Source organism: Acidimicrobiales bacterium (genome assembly GCA_016794585.1).
Lineage (GTDB): Bacteria > Actinomycetota > Acidimicrobiia > Acidimicrobiales > DATDAH01 > JAEUJM01.
In genome coordinates, this window is record JAEUJM010000026.1 from 112,371 (window position 1) to 133,555 (window position 21,185).

Annotated in this window: 18 protein-coding genes; 7 read left to right on the top strand and 11 right to left on the bottom strand. The window is 72.0% G+C overall.

Features of this window, described 5'->3' with window-relative positions; all coding sequences use genetic code 11:
- Positions 1-22: 22 nt before the first annotated feature.
- The 4 genes from JNK12_13140 to JNK12_13155 form a co-directional block, all read right to left on the bottom strand.
- Positions 23-1,609: an AMP-binding protein gene (locus JNK12_13140; GenBank protein MBL8776879.1), complete on the bottom strand. Its 1,587-nt coding sequence runs from the start codon at positions 1,607-1,609 to the stop codon at positions 23-25.
- 136 nt (positions 1,610-1,745) lie between these two features.
- The gene (locus tag JNK12_13145; GenBank protein MBL8776880.1) at positions 1,746-2,936 is read right to left on the bottom strand and encodes an amidohydrolase family protein; all 1,191 of its coding nucleotides are present in this window, start codon (positions 2,934-2,936) and stop codon (positions 1,746-1,748) included.
- Positions 2,937-3,013: 77 nt separating this feature from the next.
- Positions 3,014-3,970: a TIGR03564 family F420-dependent LLM class oxidoreductase gene (locus JNK12_13150; GenBank protein MBL8776881.1), complete on the bottom strand. Its 957-nt coding sequence runs from the start codon at positions 3,968-3,970 to the stop codon at positions 3,014-3,016.
- A gap of 96 nt (positions 3,971-4,066) precedes the next feature.
- Positions 4,067-4,894, bottom strand: coding sequence for an SDR family oxidoreductase (locus JNK12_13155; GenBank protein MBL8776882.1), 828 nt, complete (start codon positions 4,892-4,894; stop codon positions 4,067-4,069).
- A gap of 251 nt (positions 4,895-5,145) precedes the next feature.
- Here JNK12_13155 and JNK12_13160 point away from each other — a divergent pair, with 251 nt between their 5' ends.
- From JNK12_13160 to JNK12_13170, 3 genes are all read left to right on the top strand, one after another.
- Positions 5,146-7,251, top strand: coding sequence for an ABC transporter permease (locus tag JNK12_13160; GenBank protein MBL8776883.1), 2,106 nt, complete (start codon positions 5,146-5,148; stop codon positions 7,249-7,251).
- An 88-nt stretch (positions 7,252-7,339) separates the two neighbouring features.
- The gene (locus JNK12_13165) at positions 7,340-8,254 is read left to right on the top strand and encodes an ABC transporter ATP-binding protein (protein MBL8776884.1); all 915 of its coding nucleotides are present in this window, start codon (positions 7,340-7,342) and stop codon (positions 8,252-8,254) included.
- On the top strand, positions 8,254-8,967 hold the full coding sequence (locus tag JNK12_13170; protein MBL8776885.1) for an ABC transporter ATP-binding protein: 714 nt from the start codon (positions 8,254-8,256) through the stop codon (positions 8,965-8,967). The genes JNK12_13165 and JNK12_13170 overlap by 1 nt, the downstream gene beginning before the upstream one ends.
- 86 nt (positions 8,968-9,053) lie before the next feature.
- Here JNK12_13170 and JNK12_13175 read toward each other — a convergent pair whose 3' ends face one another.
- The 3 genes from JNK12_13175 to JNK12_13185 form a co-directional block, all read right to left on the bottom strand.
- A complete protein-coding gene (locus JNK12_13175) occupies positions 9,054-9,845 on the bottom strand; it encodes an SDR family oxidoreductase (protein MBL8776886.1) in 792 nt (263 codons plus the stop codon).
- A gap of 134 nt (positions 9,846-9,979) precedes the next feature.
- Positions 9,980-11,365 (bottom strand): TetR/AcrR family transcriptional regulator, encoded by a 1,386-nt coding sequence (locus JNK12_13180; GenBank protein MBL8776887.1) that lies wholly within the window; start codon positions 11,363-11,365, stop codon positions 9,980-9,982.
- Positions 11,366-12,286, bottom strand: a complete 921-nt coding sequence (locus JNK12_13185; GenBank protein MBL8776888.1) for an enoyl-CoA hydratase — start codon at positions 12,284-12,286, stop codon at positions 11,366-11,368.
- Between the two features lie 155 nt (positions 12,287-12,441).
- On the opposite strand from JNK12_13185, the gene JNK12_13190 reads away from it, so the two are divergent.
- Positions 12,442-12,750 (top strand): hypothetical protein, encoded by a 309-nt coding sequence (locus JNK12_13190; GenBank protein ID MBL8776889.1) that lies wholly within the window; start codon positions 12,442-12,444, stop codon positions 12,748-12,750.
- Between the two features lie 131 nt (positions 12,751-12,881).
- Positions 12,882-14,378 (top strand): long-chain fatty acid--CoA ligase, encoded by a 1,497-nt coding sequence (locus JNK12_13195; GenBank protein MBL8776890.1) that lies wholly within the window; start codon positions 12,882-12,884, stop codon positions 14,376-14,378.
- 152 nt (positions 14,379-14,530) lie between these two features.
- On the opposite strand, the gene JNK12_13200 is transcribed toward JNK12_13195, so the two are convergent.
- The 3 genes from JNK12_13200 to JNK12_13210 form a co-directional block, all read right to left on the bottom strand.
- On the bottom strand, positions 14,531-15,232 hold the full coding sequence (locus JNK12_13200; protein MBL8776891.1) for a DUF427 domain-containing protein: 702 nt from the start codon (positions 15,230-15,232) through the stop codon (positions 14,531-14,533).
- Positions 15,229-16,404, bottom strand: coding sequence for a thioesterase family protein (locus JNK12_13205; GenBank protein MBL8776892.1), 1,176 nt, complete (start codon positions 16,402-16,404; stop codon positions 15,229-15,231). The genes JNK12_13200 and JNK12_13205 overlap by 4 nt, the downstream gene beginning before the upstream one ends.
- A 105-nt stretch (positions 16,405-16,509) precedes the next feature.
- Positions 16,510-17,727, bottom strand: a complete 1,218-nt coding sequence (locus JNK12_13210; GenBank protein ID MBL8776893.1) for a CoA transferase — start codon at positions 17,725-17,727, stop codon at positions 16,510-16,512.
- Between the two features lie 78 nt (positions 17,728-17,805).
- Between JNK12_13210 and JNK12_13215 the strand changes: the two genes are divergently transcribed.
- Entirely contained in the window at positions 17,806-19,002 is a 1,197-nt protein-coding gene (locus tag JNK12_13215; protein MBL8776894.1) for an amidohydrolase, read from the top strand.
- A gap of 105 nt (positions 19,003-19,107) precedes the next feature.
- On the opposite strand, the gene JNK12_13220 is transcribed toward JNK12_13215, so the two are convergent.
- Positions 19,108-20,304 carry a cytochrome P450 gene (locus tag JNK12_13220; GenBank protein MBL8776895.1) on the bottom strand — a complete coding sequence of 399 codons (1,197 nt, stop codon included), beginning with the start codon at positions 20,302-20,304 and terminating at the stop codon, positions 19,108-19,110.
- A 143-nt stretch (positions 20,305-20,447) separates the two neighbouring features.
- Between JNK12_13220 and JNK12_13225 the strand changes: the two genes are divergently transcribed.
- Complete coding sequence (locus tag JNK12_13225) at positions 20,448-21,182, top strand: SDR family oxidoreductase (protein ID MBL8776896.1); 735 nt, start codon at positions 20,448-20,450, stop codon at positions 21,180-21,182.
- Positions 21,183-21,185 lie beyond the last annotated feature (3 nt).

Here is a 21,185-nt window from a genome sequence, read left to right on the forward strand (position 1 = left end):
CTTCTGAAGCACTGACCGTGCGTCAGCCGGGGCCGGTGACGCCGGCGGACGCCGCCCGGGCGCGGAGGTCGTCCTTGACCACCTTGCCGGTGGCGTTGATGGGGAGGGCGTCGACGATCTCGACCTTGCGGGGCGCCTTGTAGTTGGCCATGTGCTCGCGGGACCACGCCACGACCTCGTCGGGGTCGAGGGTGGCGCCGGGCGCCGGCACGAGGAAGGCCATGCCCACCTCGCCGAGGCGGGCGTCGGGGATGCCGATGACCGCGGCCTGGCCGATGCCCGGGTGGGCGAGCAGGAGGTTCTCGATCTCGGCGGGATAGGCGTTGAAGCCGCCGACGATGAACATGTCCTTCGAGCGGCCGACGATGCGGAGGTTGCCGCGTTCGTCGACCACGCCCAGGTCGCCGGTGCGCAGCCAGCCGTCCGCCGACAGGGTCGCCGCAGTGGCGTCGGGGTCGTCGAGGTAGCCGAGCATCACGGTCGGGCCCCGCAGGACGATCTCGCCGGGCTCGCCGGCGGGCATCTCCCGATCGCCCTCGCCGAGGATGCGCACCTCGAACCCGGGTCGGGCTCGGCCGACCGTGGTGGCGACCGTCTCGGCGTCGTCGCCGGGGACGGTGGCCGACGCGGTGCCCGCCTCGGTGAGCCCGTAGCCGGTGACGACCACCGAGAACGGCAGTTCCTCGAAGACCCGGCGGATGAGCTCGACGGGGATGTCGGCGGCGCCGGTCACCGCCACCCGCAGGGAGGACAGGTCGTGGCCGGCGCGGTCGGGATGGTCGAGGATCGCCTGGTAGATCGTCGGCGCGCCCGGGAGCACGGTGATGCTCTCGGCGGCGACCCGGGCCAGGGCGCGGTCGACGTCGAAGACGGCCTCGGGGTACATCGTGGTGCCGGCCGCGACCGAGGCGAGGATGCCCGCCTTCAGCCCGAACATGTGGAAGTACGGGTTCACCATCAGGTAGCGGTCGTCGGCGGAGAGCCCGGTCATGGCGACCCAGTCGGTGGCCACGCCGAGGGTGCGTCCGTGGGTCATCACCACGCCCTTGGGGACGCCGGTGGTGCCCGACGTGAAGAGGATGTCGGACGGGTCGTCCCGGGTGAGCGCCGCGGCTCGGGCGTCGGCCTCGGCCTGCGCCGCCCCGTTGGACCCGGCGAGGAAGTCGTCCCAGCCGACGGTGCCGTCGGGGGCGGGGCCCCGGGCGACGATCGTGAGCTCGAGGTCGGGCAGGTCCGCGTCGGCCGCCGCCAGCAGGGCGACGTAGTCGGTGTCGAGGAAGTCGGTGGCGGTGATGAGCGCCTTGGCGCCGCTGCGCTCGAGCAGGACCGCCGCCTCGGTGCCCTTGAACCGGGTGTTGATGGGCACCAGCACGGCGCCGGCCCGGAACAGGCCGAGCACGGCGACGATCCACTCGATGCCGTTGGGCGACCAGATCGCCACCCGGTCGCCGGCGCCGATGCCGGCGGCGACGAGGGCGCCGGCGAACTCACGCGACCGGGCGTCGAGATCGGCCCACGTGACCGGCCCGTCGCCGGTGACCACCGCGGGACGGTCGCCGCCGGCGGCGACGGTGGCCGCCAGCAGCGCCGGGATGCTGGCGGGCGCCACGGTCGTCCCGCCGCTCACCGTGTGGCCACCGTTCGAGCCCGCCGTGTCCGACGAGCAGAGCGATCCGCAGTGACGTCCGACAGCGGCGGGCACACGGTCGGAGATGTGGCGCCGCCGGCGCCGCCGCCCGACGGCATCACGCCGCCGGGGTGAGGTCGACGTTCATGAGGCGGGCGAGGTTGCCGCCCATGATCTGGCGGACGAGGCCGTCGTCGAGGTGGGTGAGCTCGTCGAGGTAGCTCGTCGGGTTCCCGAGGCCCTCGGGGTGCGGGTAGTCCGACCCGAACAGCACCTGGGTGGGGCCGAGCACGTCGGCGAGGTGGCCGAGGTCCTCCTCCCAGAACGGCGAGATGTGGATGTTGCGCTTCACCGCCGCCACCGGGTCCTCGGGGAAGTCCTGGGGCATCTTCTTGTACAGGTCGCGCATGCGGTCGAGGAGCGGGCCGATCCAGCTGGCGCCGTTCTCGATGGCGGCGATCTTCAGGGTGGGGAAGCGCGACAGCGCCCCGTGGCAGACGAGCGACGACACCGCGTCCTCGATGGGGCGCCACGCCGACAGCATCCGGAAGGCCTCGGGTTTGAAGGGCAGCATCTCGGAGTCGCCGCCGACCCACTCGTTGGCGAAGCGCTCGTAGCCGGAGTCGGACGAGTGCAGGGCGACGAGCAGGTCGTGCTCGACCACCTTCTCCCAGAACGGGTCGAACTCGGGCAGGGCGAACGAGCGAGGACCCTTGAGGCCGAACGCCGGCGCCGGCCGGATCAGGACGACCTTGGCGCCGCGCTCGACCACCCACTCGAGCTCCTCGATGGCCTTGTCGACGATCGGGAGCGTGATCACCGGGGTCGTGTAGATGCGCGACTCGTAGTCGAAGGTCCACGTCTCGTAGAGCCACTCGTTCAACGAGTGGATGACGGCGTGGGTGAGCTCGGGCGCGTCCCGCATGCGCTCCTCGATGACGCTGGCCAGCGTGGGGAACATGAGGGTGCGGTCGAGGCCCTGCTCGTCCATGAGCTCGATCCGGGGCTCGGGTGCCCGGAAGGCGGGGAGGGACTTGATCGGATCGCCGAACAGCTCCCGCCGGCTGAGGCCGTCGGGGTTGCCCTTGCGGTAGTAGTCCTCCATCGCCCCGGGCCGGGCCACCACGTCGAAGGTGGGGTTGGGGATGTAGTCGCTGATCCGGCCCCGCACGACGATCTTCGTGCGGCCCCGCACGTCGACGTAGTCGACCGCGCCCTTGTAGCGGTCGGGGAGGAACTTCGTGAGCGCGTCACGGGTCTCGTAGAGGTGGTTGTCGGCGTCGAACACCGGGATGCCGGCGGCGGTCATCAGGGGTCCCCCTTGGTCTGAGGTTCGGGTGGTGCAGGTGGTGCAGGTCGCAGGTGGTGCAGAACGAGGATCGGCCGTCAGGCGAGGGCGCCGACGAGCGAGGCGAGCAGTTCGCGGGTGCGCTTGGACGAGGCGATGAGCTCGTCGCGGCCGTCGCCGATGGGCACCACCCGCACGGACAGGTCGGTGACGCCGGCGTCCGCGTAGGCCCGCAGGCGGCGCTCGACCATGGCCTCGTCGCCGGCGGCGAGCAGGTCGCCGACGCTCTCCGCGTCGCCCAGGTCGAGCAGCTTCTGGTAGTTCGGCGAGACCTCGGCCTCGGAGAGGATCCGGTTGGTGCGCTCGACGGCGCGGTCCACCTCGTCGGGCCGGCACAGGCACACCGGCACGCCGGCGACGACTCGGGGCGCAGGGCGGCCGGCGCCCTCCGCGGCCTTGGTCAGGTGGGGCACGACGTGGGAGGCGATGGCCTTCTCGTCGGCCAGCCACAGGATGGTGCCGTCGGTGCGCTCGCCGGCGAGGCGCAACATCACGGGGCCGAGTGCGGCGAGCAGGACGGGCGTGGGGGCGACGTCGGTGACGTCGAGCGGGTTGTGGATGCGCCAGTCGTCGTTCTCGACGTCGACCATGCCCGGGCCGGCGAGGGCCCGGTCGAGCACGTCGAGGTAGTTGGCCATCGTGCGGGCGGGGCGCTCGTAGGGGAGGCCCAGCATCTCCTCGACGATCCAGTGGTGGGAGACGCCGAGGCCGAGCGAGAAGCGGCCCTCGCAGACGGCCTGGGTGGCGAGCGCCTGCTGCGCGGTGGCGATGGGGTGGCGGGTCTGGATGGGGACGACCGCGGTGCCGATCTCGACCCGCTCGGTGACGTCGCCGATGAGCGCCGCCGCGGTCATGGCGTCGAACTCGTCGGGGATCTGGGGGACCCACACCGAGGCCAGCCCGGCCTCCTCGGCCCAGGTGGCGTCGGCGCGCATGCGGGCGACCTTGGTCGCGTAACGGCCCCGCTCCGGGCCCACCATCACTCCGATGCGCATGCCGTCCCCCTGCCGGTGAGAATCACATTCTCACCACAGCGTAACGCGGATCTCAGCAGCGCGGGCGGGGACCGTCCCGCCCGCGCCGCCGTCAGATCAGAACTCGCCCTCGAGGAAGCCCACGGCGAGGCCCGCGGTCTCGTACGCGCCGGTGACCCCGGAGGCGTGGTAGCCGGCGTCGGTGAAGACGGTCACGCCGGTGATGCCGGCGGCGGCGTCGCTGCACAGGAAGACCAGCGGGTAGGCCTGCTCGAGCGGGGTCGACGCGGCGATGCCGGTCTCCTCGCGGTAGTCGGCGCCGAAGGTGAGCCAGGTGTCGGCGTTGGCCTGGGCGAGGGGGGTGTCGGTGGGGCCGGGGAGGATGGCGTTGATGCGCACGCCCTGCTTGAGCAGGTTCATGCACTCGCCGGCGACGTAGCCGTTGACCGCCATCTTCGACCACATGTAGTCGGCCTTGGCGTTGTCCTGGGCCCAGGTGGACGCCTCCTCGAAGTCGGCGATCCCCAGGTAGGTCTGCACCTTCTCGAGGTTCGTGCGCCACCCCATGCCCGCCGCCGAGGAGATCATGCCGATGGCGGCGCCCCGGGCCAGCTTCCCGTTGGCGAGCAGCAGCTCGATGAGCAGGCGGTGGCCGAGGAAGTTGATCTTCTCGATGCCCGGGGTGCCGTCGGCCACGCCGGCGCAGGAGAAGAGGGCGTCGATCGGGCCCTCCACCTCGGCGGCGAGCGCCTCGATCGACGCCCGGTCGGCGAGGTCGACGGACAGCGCAGTGACGCCCTCCTGGGTGACCGGGGCGCGGTCGGCGTTCAGCACCTCGGCGCCGGCGTCCTTGACGAGCTCGGCCACGGCGGCGCCCATGCCGGTGGCGCCTCCGACCACCAGGGCGCGCTTGCCGTCGTACCGGAATGCGTCGAACAGGCTCATGAGGGGTGCCTCCACTGCGTCGGGGGTCGATGGCTCGAGCGGGCCCCCGCCCCCTCGGCCCGGGCCCGCTCGGGCCCGATAGGGGGATTCTGGCCCAGATGAGCATGGCGTGCACGAAAAGGTGGAACGGCATTCTCATCAGGTTCGATCAGCTGGGCTATGGTCTGCGCCGACCGGCCCCCGGGTCGGCGCACGCGGCCACCAACCGCCCAGGGGGAATCGAGCATGACGAACGCATCGGGGCGTCACGGGTGACCGGCATCCTCGCCGCGGGCCTGGGCACGGACGTGTTCCGGGGGTTCCTCCAGGGCCTGCCGCCGGGCACGGTGTACGCGCTGATCGCCCTCGGGTTCGTCCTCACGTACAAGACCTCGGGCGTGTTCAACCTGGCCTTCGGGGCGCAGGCGTACATCTCCGCCGTCGTCTACTTCAAGGCCCACACCGAGTGGGGCTGGCCCATCGTCCCCTCGGTGATCCTGTCGGTGGTCATCCTGGCACCGCTCGTCGGGTTCGTCCTCGAGGCGCTGATCTTCCGGCACCTCCGCACGGCCACCCCGGTGGCGAAGCTCGTGGTCACCATCGGCCTGACGCTGGCGTTGCCGGCGCTCGTCGACCTGGCCGCGAACTTCCAGTCGGTGGCGGGCGTCACCCCGGAGGGGATCGTCCCCGACGGCGCCAGCGTGTTCTACGACCCCTTCGGGGTCTACGCGTTCAGCCGCAACGAGCTCGTGGCGATGGCCGTCGCCGTCCTCGCCATGCTCGGCCTCGGTGCTCTGTTCAAGTTCACGGTCAAGGGCCTCCAGATGCGGGCGGTGGTCGAGTCGCCCCGCATGACCGAGCTGAACGGCTGGGCCTCCGACCGCATTTCGTCGTTCGCCTGGATGCTCTCGTCGTTCTTCGCCGGCCTGGCGGGCGTGCTCATCGCCCCCCGCTTCAACACGTTGGCCGCGGGTGACTTCTTCAACCTCGTGGTGGTCGCCATCGCCGCAGCGGCGGTGGGCAAGCTGGTCAGCCTGCCCCGGGCCCTGCTCGGCGGCCTGGGCCTGGGCATCCTCATCGCCGAGATCAACACCTTCCTGCCCCGCTGGGCCGAGACCTACGACTGGCTGTCGCCGCTCCAGGACAACCTCACGCCGGCCATCCCCTTCATCGTCCTGTTCGGGGTGATCGTGCTGGCGCCGGGCATCGGGCGCACCCGGGAGGCGTCCGATCCGCTCGCCGGCGTCGACCCGCCGCCGCCGGCGCTCGGAGGCCGCTCGCAGACCGGGCGGTCGGCGCTGTTCACGTGGGGCATGGGCGCTGCGGTGTTCCTCGTGGTCGGGTCGGTGGTGTTCTTCCGGGCCGACGACCAGTGGATGTTCCTCGTCACCCAGGCCGCGATCATGGCCACGATCTTCCTGTCCATCACCGTGATCACGGGCATGGCCGGGCAGATCTCGCTGGCCCAGGGGGCCTTCGCGGCCACCGGCGCGTTCACGGTGTTCCAGACCGTCGACCGCTACGACCTGTCGGTGATCGCCGGCGCATTGCTCGGCGGCGTGGTCGCCGCCGGGGTGGCGGTGCTCGTGGCGGTCCCCCTACGCCGCGTGACGGGCATCTGGGTGGCCATCGGCACGCTGGCCTTCGCGTTCTTCTTCGACTCGGTGATCATCAAGATGTCGTGGGTCTCGGGCGACGCCTCCCTGTTCCAGGGCACCGACGTGCCCCGGCCGGTGATCGGCCCGTGGGACTTCGCCGACGACCGGGCCTTCCTCGTGCTGTGCCTCGTGGTGCTCGCGATCGTCGGCCTCGTGGTCGTGCAGATCCGCGAGGGCACCACCGGCCAGGCGCTGCGGGCCCTCCGCGGCAGCCCGGTGGCGGCCCAGTCCATCGGCATCTCGCCCGGGCGGTCGACGCTGATCGCCTTCGCCCTGTCCGGCTTCATCGCCGGCCTCGGCGGCGCCCTGCTGGCCGTGCACCAGGAGAACGTCAACTACGGCACCAACTTCTCCCCGTTCGCGGCGCTGTTCTGGCTCGTGCTCGTGGTCACGCTCGGGTCCCGCACCTTCGAGGGCGCGGCCGCGGCGGCGCTGGCCTTCGCGATCTTCGACACCCTGGTGCTCAAGGGGACGGTGTTCGAGTGGCTCCTGCGCAGCCCCGACCGGGTGCCGGGCCTGTTCCCCCTCGACCCGACGTGGCGCTTCGTGCTGTTCGGCCTCGCCACCATCCAGTTCGCCCGCCATCCCGAGGGTGTCATCGAGTCCAGCCGCCGGCGCAAGGCCGAGAAGGCCGCCCGCAAGGCGGCGGCGGCCGGTGGCGCCGGTGGTTCTGCACCCGGCCGACCAGCGCCCACCCCCGAGCCGGAGGCGGCGGCATGAGGGCCCCAGCGGTCGTCGTCGAGGCCCTCCGTCCCGGCGCCGGGGTCCGGTGCCGGCCCGACGTCGTCGCGAACCGGGAGCACGGGGCATGAGCGGGACCCGGGTCATCGAGGCCGTCGGCGTCACCAAGCGCTTCGCCGGCATCGTCGCCCTCGACGGCGTCGACCTCGCCATCGACGAGGGCGAGCGGGTCGGCCTCATCGGTCCCAACGGCGCCGGGAAGACCACGTTCTTCAACTGCCTGCTCGGCGTGCTGCGGGCCGACGGCGGCACGGTCAGCCTCGAAGGGCGCGATGTCACCCGCCTGCCCGTCCACCAGCGGGCTCGGCTCGGCATCGGGCGCACGTTCCAGCGCATCGAGCTGTTCCCCGACTCGACGGTGCGCGAGCACCTCCTCATCGCCGAGCGGGTCAAGCGTCGCACCGGCCGTCTCTGGAAGGACGTCGTGGGCCTGGGCCGGCCGAACGCCGACGAGATCGCCACCTGCGACGAGGTGCTCGAGCTGCTCGGCCTCGCCGACCTGGCCGACGAGCCCATCGAGCGCCTCAGCCTCGGGCAGGGCCGGCTGGTCGAGGTGGGCCGGGCCCTGATGACCGAGCCCAAGCTCCTGTTGCTCGACGAGCCCTCGTCGGGCCTCGACCGCGGCGAGACCGCGGCGCTGGCCGAGACGCTCGGCGAGGTGCAGTCCCAGCGGGGCTTCGCCATCTTGTTGGTGGAGCACGACGTCGAGCTGGTGGCCAGCTTCACCAGCCGGTGCTACCTGCTCGACTTCGGCCGTCTGATCGCGCAGGGTCCGACCGCCACCCTGATGGCCAGCGCCGAGATGCGCCACGCCTACCTGGGCGACCTCGAGCCGGCGAGCGCCGACGCCGCCGAGGCCGCCGAGGCCCTCGAGGCCGCCACATCGCCCGCCGGCGACGCCGATGACGGCGGATCCGCAGCCGGCGACGCCCCTGCCCAGCACGTTTCGGACCCCACGAGCACCGACGAGGAGCCGAGCTGATGACCGCCGCCCTCGAGCTCCGCGACGTCTCGGCCGGATACGGGCCCTTCCGGGCGCTGTTCGGCGTGTCCCTCACCGTCCAGCCCGGCGAGGCGGTGGCCCTCGTCGGCCCCAATGGCGCCGGCAAGACCACGGTCGCCCGCCTGGCGTCGGGCCTCGTCGTCCCCACCGCCGGCCAGGTGTTGGTCGACGGCGCCGACCTCACCGGGGCGCGGCCCTACCGCTTCAACCGCGCCGGGATCTCCCATGCCCCGGAGGGGCGCTCGGTGTTCGCCACCTTGAGCGTCGAGGAGAACCTCACCCTCGCCTTCCGCCGCACCCTCGGGCGTGGCGGGGTCGCCGGCGGCCTGGCCAAGGCCTACGAGATGTTCCCCGTGCTCGAGCAGCGTCGGCGCCAGCAGGCGGGGACGCTCTCGGGCGGCGAGCAGCGCATGCTCTCCATGGCCCGGGTCCTGGTCGAGGAGCCGAAGGTGCTCGTCGCCGACGAGCTGTCGCTCGGCCTCGCCCCCATCATCGTGGAGCGCACCTACGACTCGCTGCGGCGCCTGCGCGAGCAGGGCACGGCCCTGCTGATCATCGAGCAACACGTCACCCACGCACTGGCGCTCTGCGATCAGGTGGCCGTCCTCGACCACGGCACCGTGCTGTGGTCGGGCCCCAGCGCCGAGGCGGGCGAGCGGGTCGCCACCCAGCTGGACCTACCCACCTCCTGACGAAGCAACGGAAGAGAGCGCGGCCCGCGCACGCGCCCACCTCCGGCGGGGACCTCCTCAGTGGCAGGTTGATCCCGGCGGGCCGGTCAGTCGCCGGCGAGGTCGCCGAGCTGTTCGGCGAGCTCGGGTGGCATGGGGCTCACACGCGGGGCGAGGGTCACGGAGGGCACCGCCACGGTGGCACCGGTGGACAGCACCGTGTGGGCCACGGCGACGACCTCCTCCACGTCGAGGAGCGAGCCCGAGAGGTAGTTGCGCTGGAACCAGATGGGCACGACCTCGCCGGCCAGGTCCATGTCCCAACCCTGGTTGAACTCGGTGGCGCCCTCGCCCTCGCCGCCGGCGCAGTCGCCCACCACCAGGCGGGTGAAGCCCACCGACGGGTGCTCCATGCGCCACGCCTCGACCAGCTTGTCGAGGGCGGCCTTGCTGACCGCGTAGGCGCCGAGCGCCGGCCACGGCGGTGTCAGCGAGGCGATGACCGAGGACAGGAAGACCGCGGTGCCCTGCGACGCCTCGAGGTGGGGCATGGCCGCGGCGGTGACCAGGGCGGCGCCGGTGACGTTGGTGGCGAAGACCTGGGCCCAGGTGTCACCGTCGATGTCGGTGAGCTTGGCCAGGGGGCCGATGGCGGGGGCGTAGACGAGCCCGTCGATTCCCCCGAGCGTGGCGGCCGCCTCTTCGATGGCCCGTTGGATCGACGCGCCGTCGGTGACGTCGCAGGCGATGGGGTGGGCGTGCTCACCGGCGTCGGCGGCGGCGCTCTCCAACCGGTCGAGGCGGCGGGCGAGGAGGGCCACCTCGTCGCCCCGCTGGGCCAGCCCGACCCCGATGCAGCGGCCGAGACCGCTCGATGCTCCAACGACGACCGTGCGCACGGTTGCACCCCCCTTGAGTTGACGCCGATGTTAGACGACGTCACCCACGCCCATCGTTCCGGGTACTCGTATGTGTTCTGGAGAACACATACGAGTACCCAGAAGGGGCGGGAGGGTGGTCGCGGGGCGCCCGGTCAGTCCATCGTGCGGCCGAGGAGGCCGCGTTCGATGACGTCGGCGGCGGTGGCGGTGGCCGCGGAGGAGCGGGCGCGGGCGCCGTAGACCTCGAGGAGCGCGACGAGGACGACGGCCTCGGTGTCGACGTCGCCGCCGAAGGGGCGGGGCTGGAGGAAGCGGGCCATCTGGCGCCGTCCCCAGTCGAGGACGGCGGCCGACTCGGTGCGGAGGGCGGGCTCCTGGAAGGTGGCGTCGGACCACACCCGGATCAGTGCCGCCTCGCCCGCCTGGGCGCTGTTGTAGCGGCGCAACCAGGTGCGCAGGGCGGCGGCGCCGTCCACCCCGCCGTCCGCCTCGGCACCTTCGGCGCCACTGCCGTCGGCATGGACGGCCTCGGTGGGGATGCCCGCGAAGGCGGTCGAGACCGTGCGCATGGCCTCGCCGGCCAGGAGGCGGGCGAACTCGTCCTTGTTCTCGAAGTACCGGTAGAACGCGCCGTGGGACAGGTCGGCGGCGGTGACGATGTCGTCCACGCGGGTGCCGTGGTAGCCGTGCTTCACGAGCTCTTGGCGACCGGCGGCGAGGAGCGCCTCGAGGGTGCGGCGGCCGGCCGGGGTGAGGTCGGCGCCGTCGTGGTGGGACTCGAGCACCTTGGTCATGGCCGGGCCGAAGGCGATCTCGGGGGGCCGGCGGCGCGCCGGGGGGTGCACACTGACGGCGGGCTGCAGGCCGAACAGGGTGCGGTGCATGACGTCGGCGAGGGCGTCGGCCACCCGGCCGGCGGGCCACGCCGCCGGAGCGGCCGAGCGCAGCGTGGCCGCGGTGCCGATGCCCGCGGTGACCGACTTCACCAGCAGGTCGAGGGTGGCGTCGAGCGATCGGTCAGGGACGGTGCTGCCCTCGATGCGGGCGCGCAGTCGCGCCCGGTTGCGCTCGCCGGTGCGCATCGAGCCGCCGGCGACCTCCTCGTCGCTGGTGACCGCGGACTGGAAGGTGGAGAACACGGGGGTGAAGCGGGCGTGGATCTCGACGTAGCGCTCGACCCAGTTGCGGAGCTGGGTCCACCCATCCAGGTCGGGGGTGAGCGGCCCGAGGGCCTCGACCGACGCGTTCAGCTGGCGGGCCACCTGCCCGGCGAGCTGGCGGAACACGTCCTCTTTGCCGGCGAAGTACTGGTAGAAGGAGATGCGCGAGCAGCCCGCCTCTTTGGCGATGCGGTCGATGCTGCACGGGTGGTAGCCCACCTCGCCGAACACGGTGAGGGCGGCGTCGAGGATGCGCTGCTGCGTGCGCTGCCCGCGGGCGCCGACGGTGGGGTTGTCGGAGAAGGGGGCGCGCCGGAGCACCGGCTCCGGCTCGCCGGGAGCGCCCGGTGGCGCCGCGCCCTTGTCCGCCTCGGCCATCTAGGGCTCGGCCCGCACCTGGTCCTTGACCGCCGGGACGATGGGCGGGGCGTCCTTGAAGTGGGGGATGCCGTCCTGCTCCTGGGCGACGGGGTAGCCGCCGCCGTGCACCCACGCCCAGTGCGAGTGGTTCAGCTCGTGGAGGGTGAAGCAGGCGTTCAGCGAGTTGTAGAAGCCCTGGTTGTCGACGGTCTGGTTGACCGCCTCCTTGATGAGCAGCGCGGCCATCGTGGGCGTCTGGGCGATGCGCCGGGCGAACTCGACGGCGCGGTCCTGCACGACGTCGGCGGGGAAGATCTTGGACACCATGCCGAGCGCATGCGCCTCCTCGCCGGAGATGGAGTCGCCGGTGAGGAGCAGCTCCTTGGCCTTGCGGGGGCCGAACTCCCACGGGTGACCGAAGTACTCGACGCCGCACATCCCGAGGCGGCTGCCCACCACGTCGGCGAAGGTGGTGCCCTCGGCGGCGACGATGAGGTCGCAGGACCAGAGCAGCATGAGCGCGGCGGCGTAGACGTCGCCGTGGGCCACACCGATGGTGATCTTGCGCAGGTTGCGCCAGCGGCGGGTGTTCTCGAAGAAGTAGTGCCACTCCTGGAGCATCAGGGCCTCGGCGCCCTCGCGGGTGCCGCCGTTGATGGCGCGGGTGGGGTGCTGGTTCGGGCCGGGCGTGTACTCCTCGACGGAGACCTTCGAGCCGAGGTCGTGGCCGGAGGAGAACATCTTCCCGTTGCCGCCGAGGATGACCACGCGGACCTGGTCGTCGGCCTCGGCCCGCAGGAAGGCGTCGTTCAGCTCGACGAGCATGCCCCGGTTCTGGGCGTTGCGGGCGTCCGGCCGGTCGAGCATGATCCGGGCGATCGTCCCGTCGTCGAGGGTCTCGTAGGTGACGAACTTGTAGTCGGGCTGACCGTCGGACATGGTCGGGGGCCTCCTGTGGCGGGGCGTCGTCGGTGGATCGCTGGCCCGGACCCTAGTGGGTATCTAACGGTGACGTCACCCATCCGCTAGGCTGCGCGGCGCTACGAGGCGTGGGCTGTCGCCGTGCGCCGCCACCGGGGAGGACACGAGGATCCATGGAGCTACGGCCGGGCCTGAAGTTGGCGAGTGCGGTCTGCGACGCGCAGGTGGTCGTGGTGCGCGCCCCGGCGGGTGACGTCGAGGTGGGCTGCGGTGGTGCGCCGATGGTCCCCGACGGCGAGGACGCGCCGGCCGGCGCCGCCCTCGACGAGTCCCTGGGGGACGGGCCGCAGCTCGGTAAGCGCTACGCCGACGAGGAGCTCGGGCTCGAGCTGCTCTGCACCCGCGCCGGCGCCGGCGCGCTGACCGCCGACGGTGCGGTGCTGGCGCTGAAGGGCGCCAAGCCCCTGCCCTCGTCGGACTGACCTCGTGCCGGCGCCGAGCCCACCTCGTGTCGCCGCCCGCCGGCACCCGTCGCCTGACCGTCGGCCGTCGAGCGATCGGCGTGTCGACGAGCCCCACCGCCTGACCCCCTGACGGATCCGGAGCGCCTCCTGTGAACCTCCTCCTGCTTGCCGACATGGCCGCGGCCGGTCGCGCCGACGAGGTCGCGGTGCAGGCCGGCGGCGAGTCGCTGACCGCGGCCGAGCTGCTGGCCGGCGCCTGGGCGGGCGCCGCCCTGGTCGACGGCGCCGACGTGCTCGCCTACGTGGGCACCAACGGTCTGGCCTTCCCCCTCGGGCTGTTCGCGGCGGCGGCGGCCGAGGTGCCCTTCGTTCCCTTGAACTACCGACTCACCGACGAGCAGCTCCACGAGCTCCTCGTCCCCCTCGGCCAGGCGTTGGTGATCGCCGAGGGCGAGGTGGGTGAGCACCTCGCCGCCCGCGGTCACCGGGTGGTGGCCGCCGAGGACTTCGTGGCCGCCGCCCGCGCCGGCGCCGACCTCGGCGACCTGCCCTTCGACGCCGAGGCCCCCGCGGTCCTGCTCTACACGAGCGGCACGACCGCGGCGCCCAAGGCCGCGGTGCTGCGCCACCGCCACCTCACCTCGTACATCATCGGCACCGTCGAGTTCGGCGGCGCCGGCGAGCACGAGACCGTCCTCGTGAGCGTGCCGCCGTACCACATCGCCGGCATCGCCAACCTGCTCTCGAACCTCTACGCCGGCCGGCGCATCGTCTACCTGACCCAGTTCGACGCCCGGGGCTGGGTCGACGCCGTGCGTCGCGAGCAGGTCACCAACGCCATGGTCGTCCCCACGATGCTGTCGCGCATCTGCGACATCGTGGAGGCCGACCGCGAGGGCCTGCCCACCCTGCGCTCGCTGAGCTACGGCGGCGCCCGCACCCCGTCCACCGTGCTCCAGCGCGTGATGACGGTCCTGCCCGACGTGAACCTGGTCAACGCCTACGGCCTCACCGAGACCAGCTCGACCATCGCCGTGCTCGGCCCCGACGACCACCGCGCCGCCCGCGACGGTGACGCGGTGGCGATCGGCCGGCTCGCGTCGGTGGGGCAGGTGCTGCCGACGGTCGAGGTGCAGGTGCGGGGCGCCGAGGGTGAGGTGCTCGGCGCCGGCGAGGTGGGCGAGATCTGGGTGCGGGGCGAGCAGGTGTCCGGCGAGTACGCCGGCCGTGAGAACCCGCTCGACGACGAGGGCTGGTTCCCCACCCGTGACCGCGGCTGGGTCGATGACGAGGACTACCTCTTCGTCGAGGGGCGCAGCGACGACACCATCATCCGCGGCGGCGAGAACATCGCCCCCGCCGAGATCGAAGAGGTGCTCCTCACCCACGACGACGTGGCCGAGTGCGCGGTCGTGGGCGTCCCCGACGACGAGTGGGGCCAGCGCATCGCCGCCGTGGTCGTGCTGCGGCCCGGGGCGACGCCTGACGCGTCGGCGCTCCAGGACCACGCCCGGGCGGCCCTGCGGGGCTCGAAGACCCCCGACGTGGTCGTCTTCCATGAGACCCTGCCCCACACCGAGACGGGCAAGCTCCTGCGGCGGGTCGTCCTCGCCGACCTCGCGGCGGAGCTCGACGCCGGCGCCTGACCGCGGAGACGACCGCCGCCTGCTCCCGTTCTGGGACAGGCTGGTGTTGCTGGTGGCGTGATGGTGGTCCCAGAAGGAGGGGGGGTTTCGTTCTGGGACCACGGTGGTGTTGCTGGTGGCGTGATCCTGGTCCCGGAAGGAGGAGCGTGCGGTCAGGCGGGCCCCGGAGGCAGGTCGGCGTCGATGCTCAGCGCGGGGTCGGTGGGGTCGAAGCAGAGGAGGCCGGCGATCGGGAGGCTCTCGGGGAGGGGGTCCTCGTAGCTCCAGGCCACGTCGGGGTGGGTGACGCCGTCGACGACCGCGCTCCACCAGGTGGCGGTGCCCTTGGAGGGGCAGAGCGTGGTCGTGGTGCTGGGGACGAGAAGGTCGGTGCGTACCAGGGCCTTGTCGACGTACAGCTTGGGCTCGAGGGCGGTCTCGTAGAGGGCGATGGTGGCGGGGGCGTCGACCAGGACGGTGTCGCCAACGGCCACCCGCAGGTGGCGGGTCGTCCGCAGGCACTCGATGCGGTGGTACGGGTTGCGGGGGTGGAGGAAGACCTCGTCCTCCTCCTCGTACCAGTGGTCGGGCGCGGCCCAGGCCACGGCCACGAAGCCGTCGGCGTCCGGGTGGGGCGTGACGGCGGCGCCGAGGGCGGCGACGTCCACATCGGCCGGTGGGAAGGCGTACGTGGGCGGGCCGCCGGCGCGGTGCACGAGCAGAGCGGCCTCCGTGTCGACCACGATTCGGTCCGCCAGGACGGCCCGGACCCGCCGGCGCACCGGTTCGACGTAGGCGACGTCGTCGGGAACCGGAGCGGTGAACCGGCCGGCGGGGTTGCGGGAGAGCGGGCCGCGACCCGACGTGAGGCTCATATCGCGGTCCGGGGGTCGACGGCGGCGCCGGCGGGCGGGGCCATGGCCCGCACCATGGCGTCGACGGTGAAGGACGCGACCAGCACACCGTCCTCGTCGTGGACGCGGCACTCGCTGTGGGTCATGCCGTCGGCGGCGACCGTCGAGTGGTGGTGGTAGAGCAGCCACCGGTCCGCCCGCACGTCGGCGTGGAACGACAGAGCGATGGCGTTGATGCCGGTCGAGAGGGTGACGTGGGCGGCGCTCTGGCCGATCCCGGCGTGGGGGCGCAGGGCGGCGGCGATGGACATGTGACCCGTGAACTGGGCGAGCAGTCCGGCGTGGATGGCGGGGTCGTCCGGGACCTCACGGAAGCGCACCCAGGTGTCGAGCTCGGGCGGCCCGACGGGGGCGTCGGGGTCACCCGTGTAGGCGTCGTCGACGATGCGCAGGTCCCGACCGGTGACGGACATGTCGTAGGCCGGGCAGTCGAGCGGCCCCGGGACGTCGGGCGCGGGCTCGGCGTGGCGGATGAGGTCGGGGGCGGTGGCGTCGAGCAGGAAGGTGCCCGCCGCCACGAGCCGGTCGCCCTGGTGGGTGCGGACCTCGACGGTGGAGAAGGTGCGGCCGGCGCTGAGCTCGTCGACCGCGAAGCGCAGGGGCAGCCGGGCGTCGGCCACCCGCGGCACGACGAGATGGGCGGACACGACGCGTCGACCGCCGGCGTGGCGCATCGCCGCCACGACGCTCTGCCCCAGCATCTGGCTGGCCTCGACCACCGGCCGGCGCCAGTCGCTGCGGGCGCCGCTCACCCAGGCGAGATCGCCGTCGGGCGTGAGGTCGAGCAGGGCGATCAGGTCGGCGGCGTCACCCCAGAGGGGGAAGCGCTTGGTCGTGACCCCGGGCGCGTCCTCGGCCTCGCCGGGGCCGGCGTCGACCAGCTCGACCCGCAGGAGGTCGTGGTCGAGGGCGACCAGCCCGGCGGTGCCGTCGGGCGGCGGGGGAGCGTCGGCCCACCGGGCGCCGTCGGGGAGGGCGTCGAGGCGGACGTCGCCCTCGGGGAACCACAGCGCCGGCGGACCGTCGGCCTGGTCGACGCGCACGGCGCCGGCGCTGTCGGCCACCAGCGCGCCGTCCCACCAGGCTCGCGCCCGGTAGGGGACGGGCGTGGCGGTGACCGTCGGATCGCTCACGGGCGCGCTGGGGAGTGGGTGTCCTCTGAGCCCGGCGCCGCCGCAGCGGCGACCCGGGTCGGAGGCCGCGGCGCGGTGGTGACGCCGGACACGGCGGGCGGCCCGTCAGGCGACGACGCCACGGACCTTCAGGTCGACGATGGTGTCCCAGTCGAGGCCGAGGCCTTCGAGGATGGCGTCGCCGTGCTCGTTGAACTCGGGCGCCCGTTGGGCCTGGGCGGGCACCCCGCCGTACTGGACGGGCGCGGTGGCGAGCTGGAAGGGCACGCCCGCCGAGGTGGCGCAGTCGGACACGTAGCCGTTGGCGACGGCCTGCTGGTCGGCGGCGGCCTCGATGGTGTCCTGCACCATGGCCCACTGGCCGCTGAAGGTGGACAGGCGCTCGCGCCACTCGTCGGCGGTGCGGGAGGCGATGGCTTCGCGCACGGCGGCAGTGGCCTCGGCGACGTTGCCCATGAGCGACAGCACGTCGGCGAAGCGCTCGTCGGTGGCCAGCTCGGGGATGCCCAGCTTCTCGCAGGCCTCGGCCCAATAGGCGCCGGGCTGCAGGCAGCACAGCGAGACGAACCGGCCGTCGGAGGTCTGGTAGGTGTTGACGAGCGGGTTCCCGGGGGGCGAGTTGCGTGGGGGCGGCGCCCAGGGGACGTCGTTCTGGAGGGAGAGGGCGAGCGCCGCGCCCATCGACCACAGGCCGACGCTGAGCAGCGAGACGTCGACCGTGGTGGCTTCGCCGGTGCGCTCGCGGTGGAACAGGGCGCCCATGATCCCGCCGGCGATGGTCATGGCCCCGATGGAGTCGCCGAAGGCGGGCGCCGGCGGCGGGGGAGGGGTCTCGTCGTCGGGGTACATCATCCCCTTCGAGACGCCGGCGCGGTACCAGTAGGCCAGTGCGTCGTAGGCGCCGCGGTCGGCCTCGGGGCCCCGCTCGCCCTGGCCGGTGCCCCGCACGTAGATGATGTCCGGGTTGGCGGCCCGGATGTCCTCGACGTCGATCTTCAGCTTGGTGCGGACGCTCGGCAGCTTGTTGGTGAGGAACACGTCGCAGGTGGCGGCGAGCTTGGCGAGGATGTCGAGGCCGTCGGGGGAGGTGAGGTCGAGCCCGAGGCTCTGCTTGCCCCGGTTGGAGTGCTCGAGCAGGACGTGGACGTCCTTGCCCATGACCGCGATGCCCGACGAAGCCAGGCCGCGCATGGCGTCGCCCCGCTCGACGTGCTCGATCTTGATGACCTCGGCGCCCCAGTCGGCCAGGAGGGCCGAGGCGGCGGGCACGAAGGTGTGCTCGGCGACTTCGAGGACGCGGACGCCCTGCATCACTGCGGTCATGTGGATCCCCCCGGGGTGTGCGAGAAGCTGTGTCGCCAAATTGTTGACACAACTGTTAGACAACCATAGCGTCAGGGCATGGCCCGTACTTGCGACTTCCCGGTCTTCGACGCCGACAACCACTTCTACGAGACGCAGGACGCCTTCACCCGCCATCTGCCCAAGAAGTACAAGAGCGCCATCGACTACGTCGAGGTGCGGGGCCGCACCAAGATCGCGGTGCGGGGCCAGATCAGCGACTACATCCCCAACCCCACCTTCGACGTCGTGGCCCGGCCCGGCGCCCAGGAGGAGTACTTCCGCAACGGCAACCCGGAGGGGAAGTCGTACCGCGAGCTCATCGGTGAGCCCATGCGGGCCATCGAGGCCTTCCGCTCGCCCGGGCCCCGCATCGAGCTGATGGACGAGCTCGGCGTCGACCAGACCCTGATGTTCCCCACCCTCGCCAGCCTCCTCGAGGAGCGCATGCGTGACGATCCCGAGCTGATCCACGCCGCCATCCACGCCCTCAACGAGTGGATGTACGAGGAGTGGACCTTCAACTACGAGAACCGGATCTTCTCCACTCCGGTCATCTCGCTGCCCATCGTCGAGAAGGCCATCGAGGAGCTCGAGTGGTGCCTCGAGCGCGGCGCCAAGACCGTGCTCATCCGGCCCGCGCCGGTGCCCGGCTTCGGGGGCTCACGCTCGTTCGGCTTCGAGGAGTTCGACCCCTTCTGGCAGGCCGTGGTCGACGCCGACATCCTCGTGTCGATGCACGCCTCGGACAGCGGCTACTCCCGCTACCAGGGCGACTGGACCGGACCGCAGGAGATGCTGCCGTTCCGCCCCGACCCCTTCCGCTACATGACCGCCCACCACCGCCCCATCCAGGACTCGATGTCGGCGTTCGTGTGCCACGGCGTGTTCGCCCGCTTCCCCGACCTGCGGGTGTGCGTGGTCGAGAACGGCGGCGAGTGGGTCCCCGGCTACCTCGAGCAGCTCGCGCACACCCACCGCAACATGCCCCACGCCTTCGACGGCGACCCGGTCGAGCAGTTCAAGCACAACATCTGGATCAGCCCGTTCCACGAGGACGACCTCGGCGGTCTGTCCGAGCTGCTGGGCGTCGACCACATCTGCTTCGGGTCGGACTACCCCCACCCGGAGGGCCTGGCCGAGCCGTGCTCGTACGTCGACCACCTGCCGGCGGACATGCCCGACGAGGACGTCGCCAAGATCATGGGTGGCAACCTCGCCGCCATCATGAAGGTCGACACCCCCGCCGGCGTCTGACTCCGACCTGACCCGCCACGGTTGGACCGGCCGCACCTCCACCCGGCCGGCCGAACTGGCTCCCGATTCGATCGCCAGGACGATCGAATCGGGAGCCAGAACCGTCTAGGGCGTGATGACGGGGAGGGACTCCCAGCCGCGGACGGTGGAGGTGAGGGCCTGCTTGGCGTTGGCGGTGTCGACCTCCCACTCGGGCCAGCGCTTCAGCACCTCGTCGAGCGCCACCCGGCCCTCGAGGCGGGCCAGCGCCGCGCCCAGGCAGAAGTGGATGCCGTAGCCGAAGCTCAGGTGGTGGTCGATGGTGCGGTGGATGTCGAACGAGTCGCCGTCGGGGAAGTGGCGCTCGTCGTGGTTGGCCGACGCGTTGATGAGCAACATGATGCTGCCGGCGGGCACGGTGTGGCCGTAGTGCTCGACGTCTTTGCTGACGAGCCGGGCCTGCACCGGTGACGGTGCCTCGTAGCGCAGCAGCTCCTCGATGGCCTGGGGGACGAGGCTGCGGTCGGCCACGATCTCGGCCCGCTGGTCCGGGTGCTCGGCCAGCACCTTGCCCGTCCAGCCGATGAGGCGCGTGGCGGTCTCGTTGCCGGCGCCGCTGAGCAGGCCGATGTAGGTGAGGACCTCCTCACGGGTGAGGGTGCGGCGCTCGCCGGTCGAGTCCTCGAACTCGGCGTTGAGGAGCTCGGTCATGAGGTCGTCCGAGGGGTTGTCCTTGCGCCAGTCGATGTACTCCTCGAAGAGCTCGTTGCTGAAGCCCCGCTCGGAGAAGTCGGGGATCTCGCCTTCCTCCATGCGCAGGCCGTCGTCGGCCGCGTCGCGGATGGCCTCCTGGTCGGACTCGGGGATGCCGAGCAGGTAGCCGATGGTGCGCATGGGCATCTGGGCGCCGAGATCGGCGATGAAGTCGAAGCCGCCACTGCCCACCAGCGGGTCGAGCGACCGGGCGCAGAACTCGCGCACCAGCGGCTCGATGGCGTTCATCTTCTTGGGGGTGAACACCCGGGAGAGGACGCTGCGGTGCACGTCGTGGTCGGGCGGGTCCTCGAAGAGGATGATGCCGGGCGGCAGCTCGATGTCGGCCTTGATGAGCTCGAGGATGGTGCCCTTGCCGGACAGGTAGGTCTGCCACTCGACGAGGCCCTTCTCGACGTCGTCGAAGCGGCTCAGGGCATAGAACTCGTGGGTCTCGTTCCAGTAGAGCGGCGCCTCGTCGCGCAGCCGCTTCCACACGGGGTACGGGTCGGCGTCGATCTGAGCGTCGTACGGGTCGTAGTAGACGTCGGTCTCGTTGATCAGCGTCACGGTTCCCCCTGGTGCGTTCCGGTCGACGGCAGGCGCGAATCTAACACTCGTGTCGCGTTTCGGGGGCACGGCTCCGACATTTCGTGTCATGCTGCTGGCACCAATACGAGCGGGTGCGAGGGGTGCCCCGGGGGAGCAACGCCATGGGACTTCTGGACGGCAAGTTCGCGGTGATCACCGGCGCCGGCTCGGGGATGGGTCGAGCCGCCGCGGAGGTGTTCGTGCGGGAAGGGGCACAGGTCGTCGGCGCCGACGTGAGCGGGGCCGAGGACGAAACCGCGTCGCTGCTCGGCGACGCCTTCGCTCCCGCCCACTGCGACGTCACCAGCGAGGACGAGGTCGAGGCCCTCATCGCCGGCGCGGTCGAGCGCTGCGGGCGCATCGACGCCGTACTCAACGTGGCCGGCATCGCCGACGCCGCCGAGATCCACCAGATCGACATGGCCCAGTACGACCGCATCATGGACGTCGACCTGCGCGGGGTGGTGCACGGCACCAAGCACGCCCTGCGGGTCATGCGCGAGCAGAAGAGCGGCAACATCATCAACTGGTCGTCCATCGGCGGTCTGAACGGCTCGCCCTTCACGGGCTCGTACTCCGCTGCCAAGGCCGGTGTGGTGGCCATCTCGAAGATCGCCGCCATCGAGAACGGTCCCTTCGGCATCCGGGTGAACTGCATCTGCCCGGGCTTCATCGTCACCAACATGTCGAAGGGCGCCGAGAACATGCCCGGTATCGCCGAGAAGGCGGCGCTGATGCGGGTCGGCCAGGCCGAGGAGGTGGCCGAGGTGGCAGCGTTCATCGCCAGCGACCGGGCCTCGTACGTGAGCGGCGCGGTGATCCCCGTCGACGGCGGCTGGATCGCCAAGATCGCCTGAGCC

Bases quoted from the DNA above. Each gene is read 5' to 3' on its own strand.
- JNK12_13200 (MBL8776891.1), bottom strand. From the start codon at position 15,232: ATGAGCCTCACGTCGGGTCGCGGCCCGCTCTCCCGCAACCCCGCCGGC.
- JNK12_13225 (MBL8776896.1), top strand. From the start codon at position 20,448: ATGGGACTTCTGGACGGCAAGTTCGCGGTGATCACCGGCGCCGGCTCG.
- JNK12_13150 (MBL8776881.1), bottom strand. From the start codon at position 3,970: ATGCGCATCGGAGTGATGGTGGGCCCGGAGCGGGGCCGTTACGCGACC.
- JNK12_13190 (MBL8776889.1), top strand. From the start codon at position 12,442: ATGGAGCTACGGCCGGGCCTGAAGTTGGCGAGTGCGGTCTGCGACGCG.
- JNK12_13210 (MBL8776893.1), bottom strand. From the start codon at position 17,727: ATGACCGCAGTGATGCAGGGCGTCCGCGTCCTCGAAGTCGCCGAGCAC.
- JNK12_13165 (MBL8776884.1), top strand. From the start codon at position 7,340: ATGAGCGGGACCCGGGTCATCGAGGCCGTCGGCGTCACCAAGCGCTTC.
- JNK12_13170 (MBL8776885.1), top strand. From the start codon at position 8,254: ATGACCGCCGCCCTCGAGCTCCGCGACGTCTCGGCCGGATACGGGCCC.
- JNK12_13180 (MBL8776887.1), bottom strand. From the start codon at position 11,365: ATGGCCGAGGCGGACAAGGGCGCGGCGCCACCGGGCGCTCCCGGCGAG.
- JNK12_13145 (MBL8776880.1), bottom strand. From the start codon at position 2,936: ATGACCGCCGCCGGCATCCCGGTGTTCGACGCCGACAACCACCTCTAC.
- JNK12_13185 (MBL8776888.1), bottom strand. From the start codon at position 12,286: ATGTCCGACGGTCAGCCCGACTACAAGTTCGTCACCTACGAGACCCTC.
- JNK12_13215 (MBL8776894.1), top strand. From the start codon at position 17,806: ATGGCCCGTACTTGCGACTTCCCGGTCTTCGACGCCGACAACCACTTC.
- JNK12_13155 (MBL8776882.1), bottom strand. From the start codon at position 4,894: ATGAGCCTGTTCGACGCATTCCGGTACGACGGCAAGCGCGCCCTGGTG.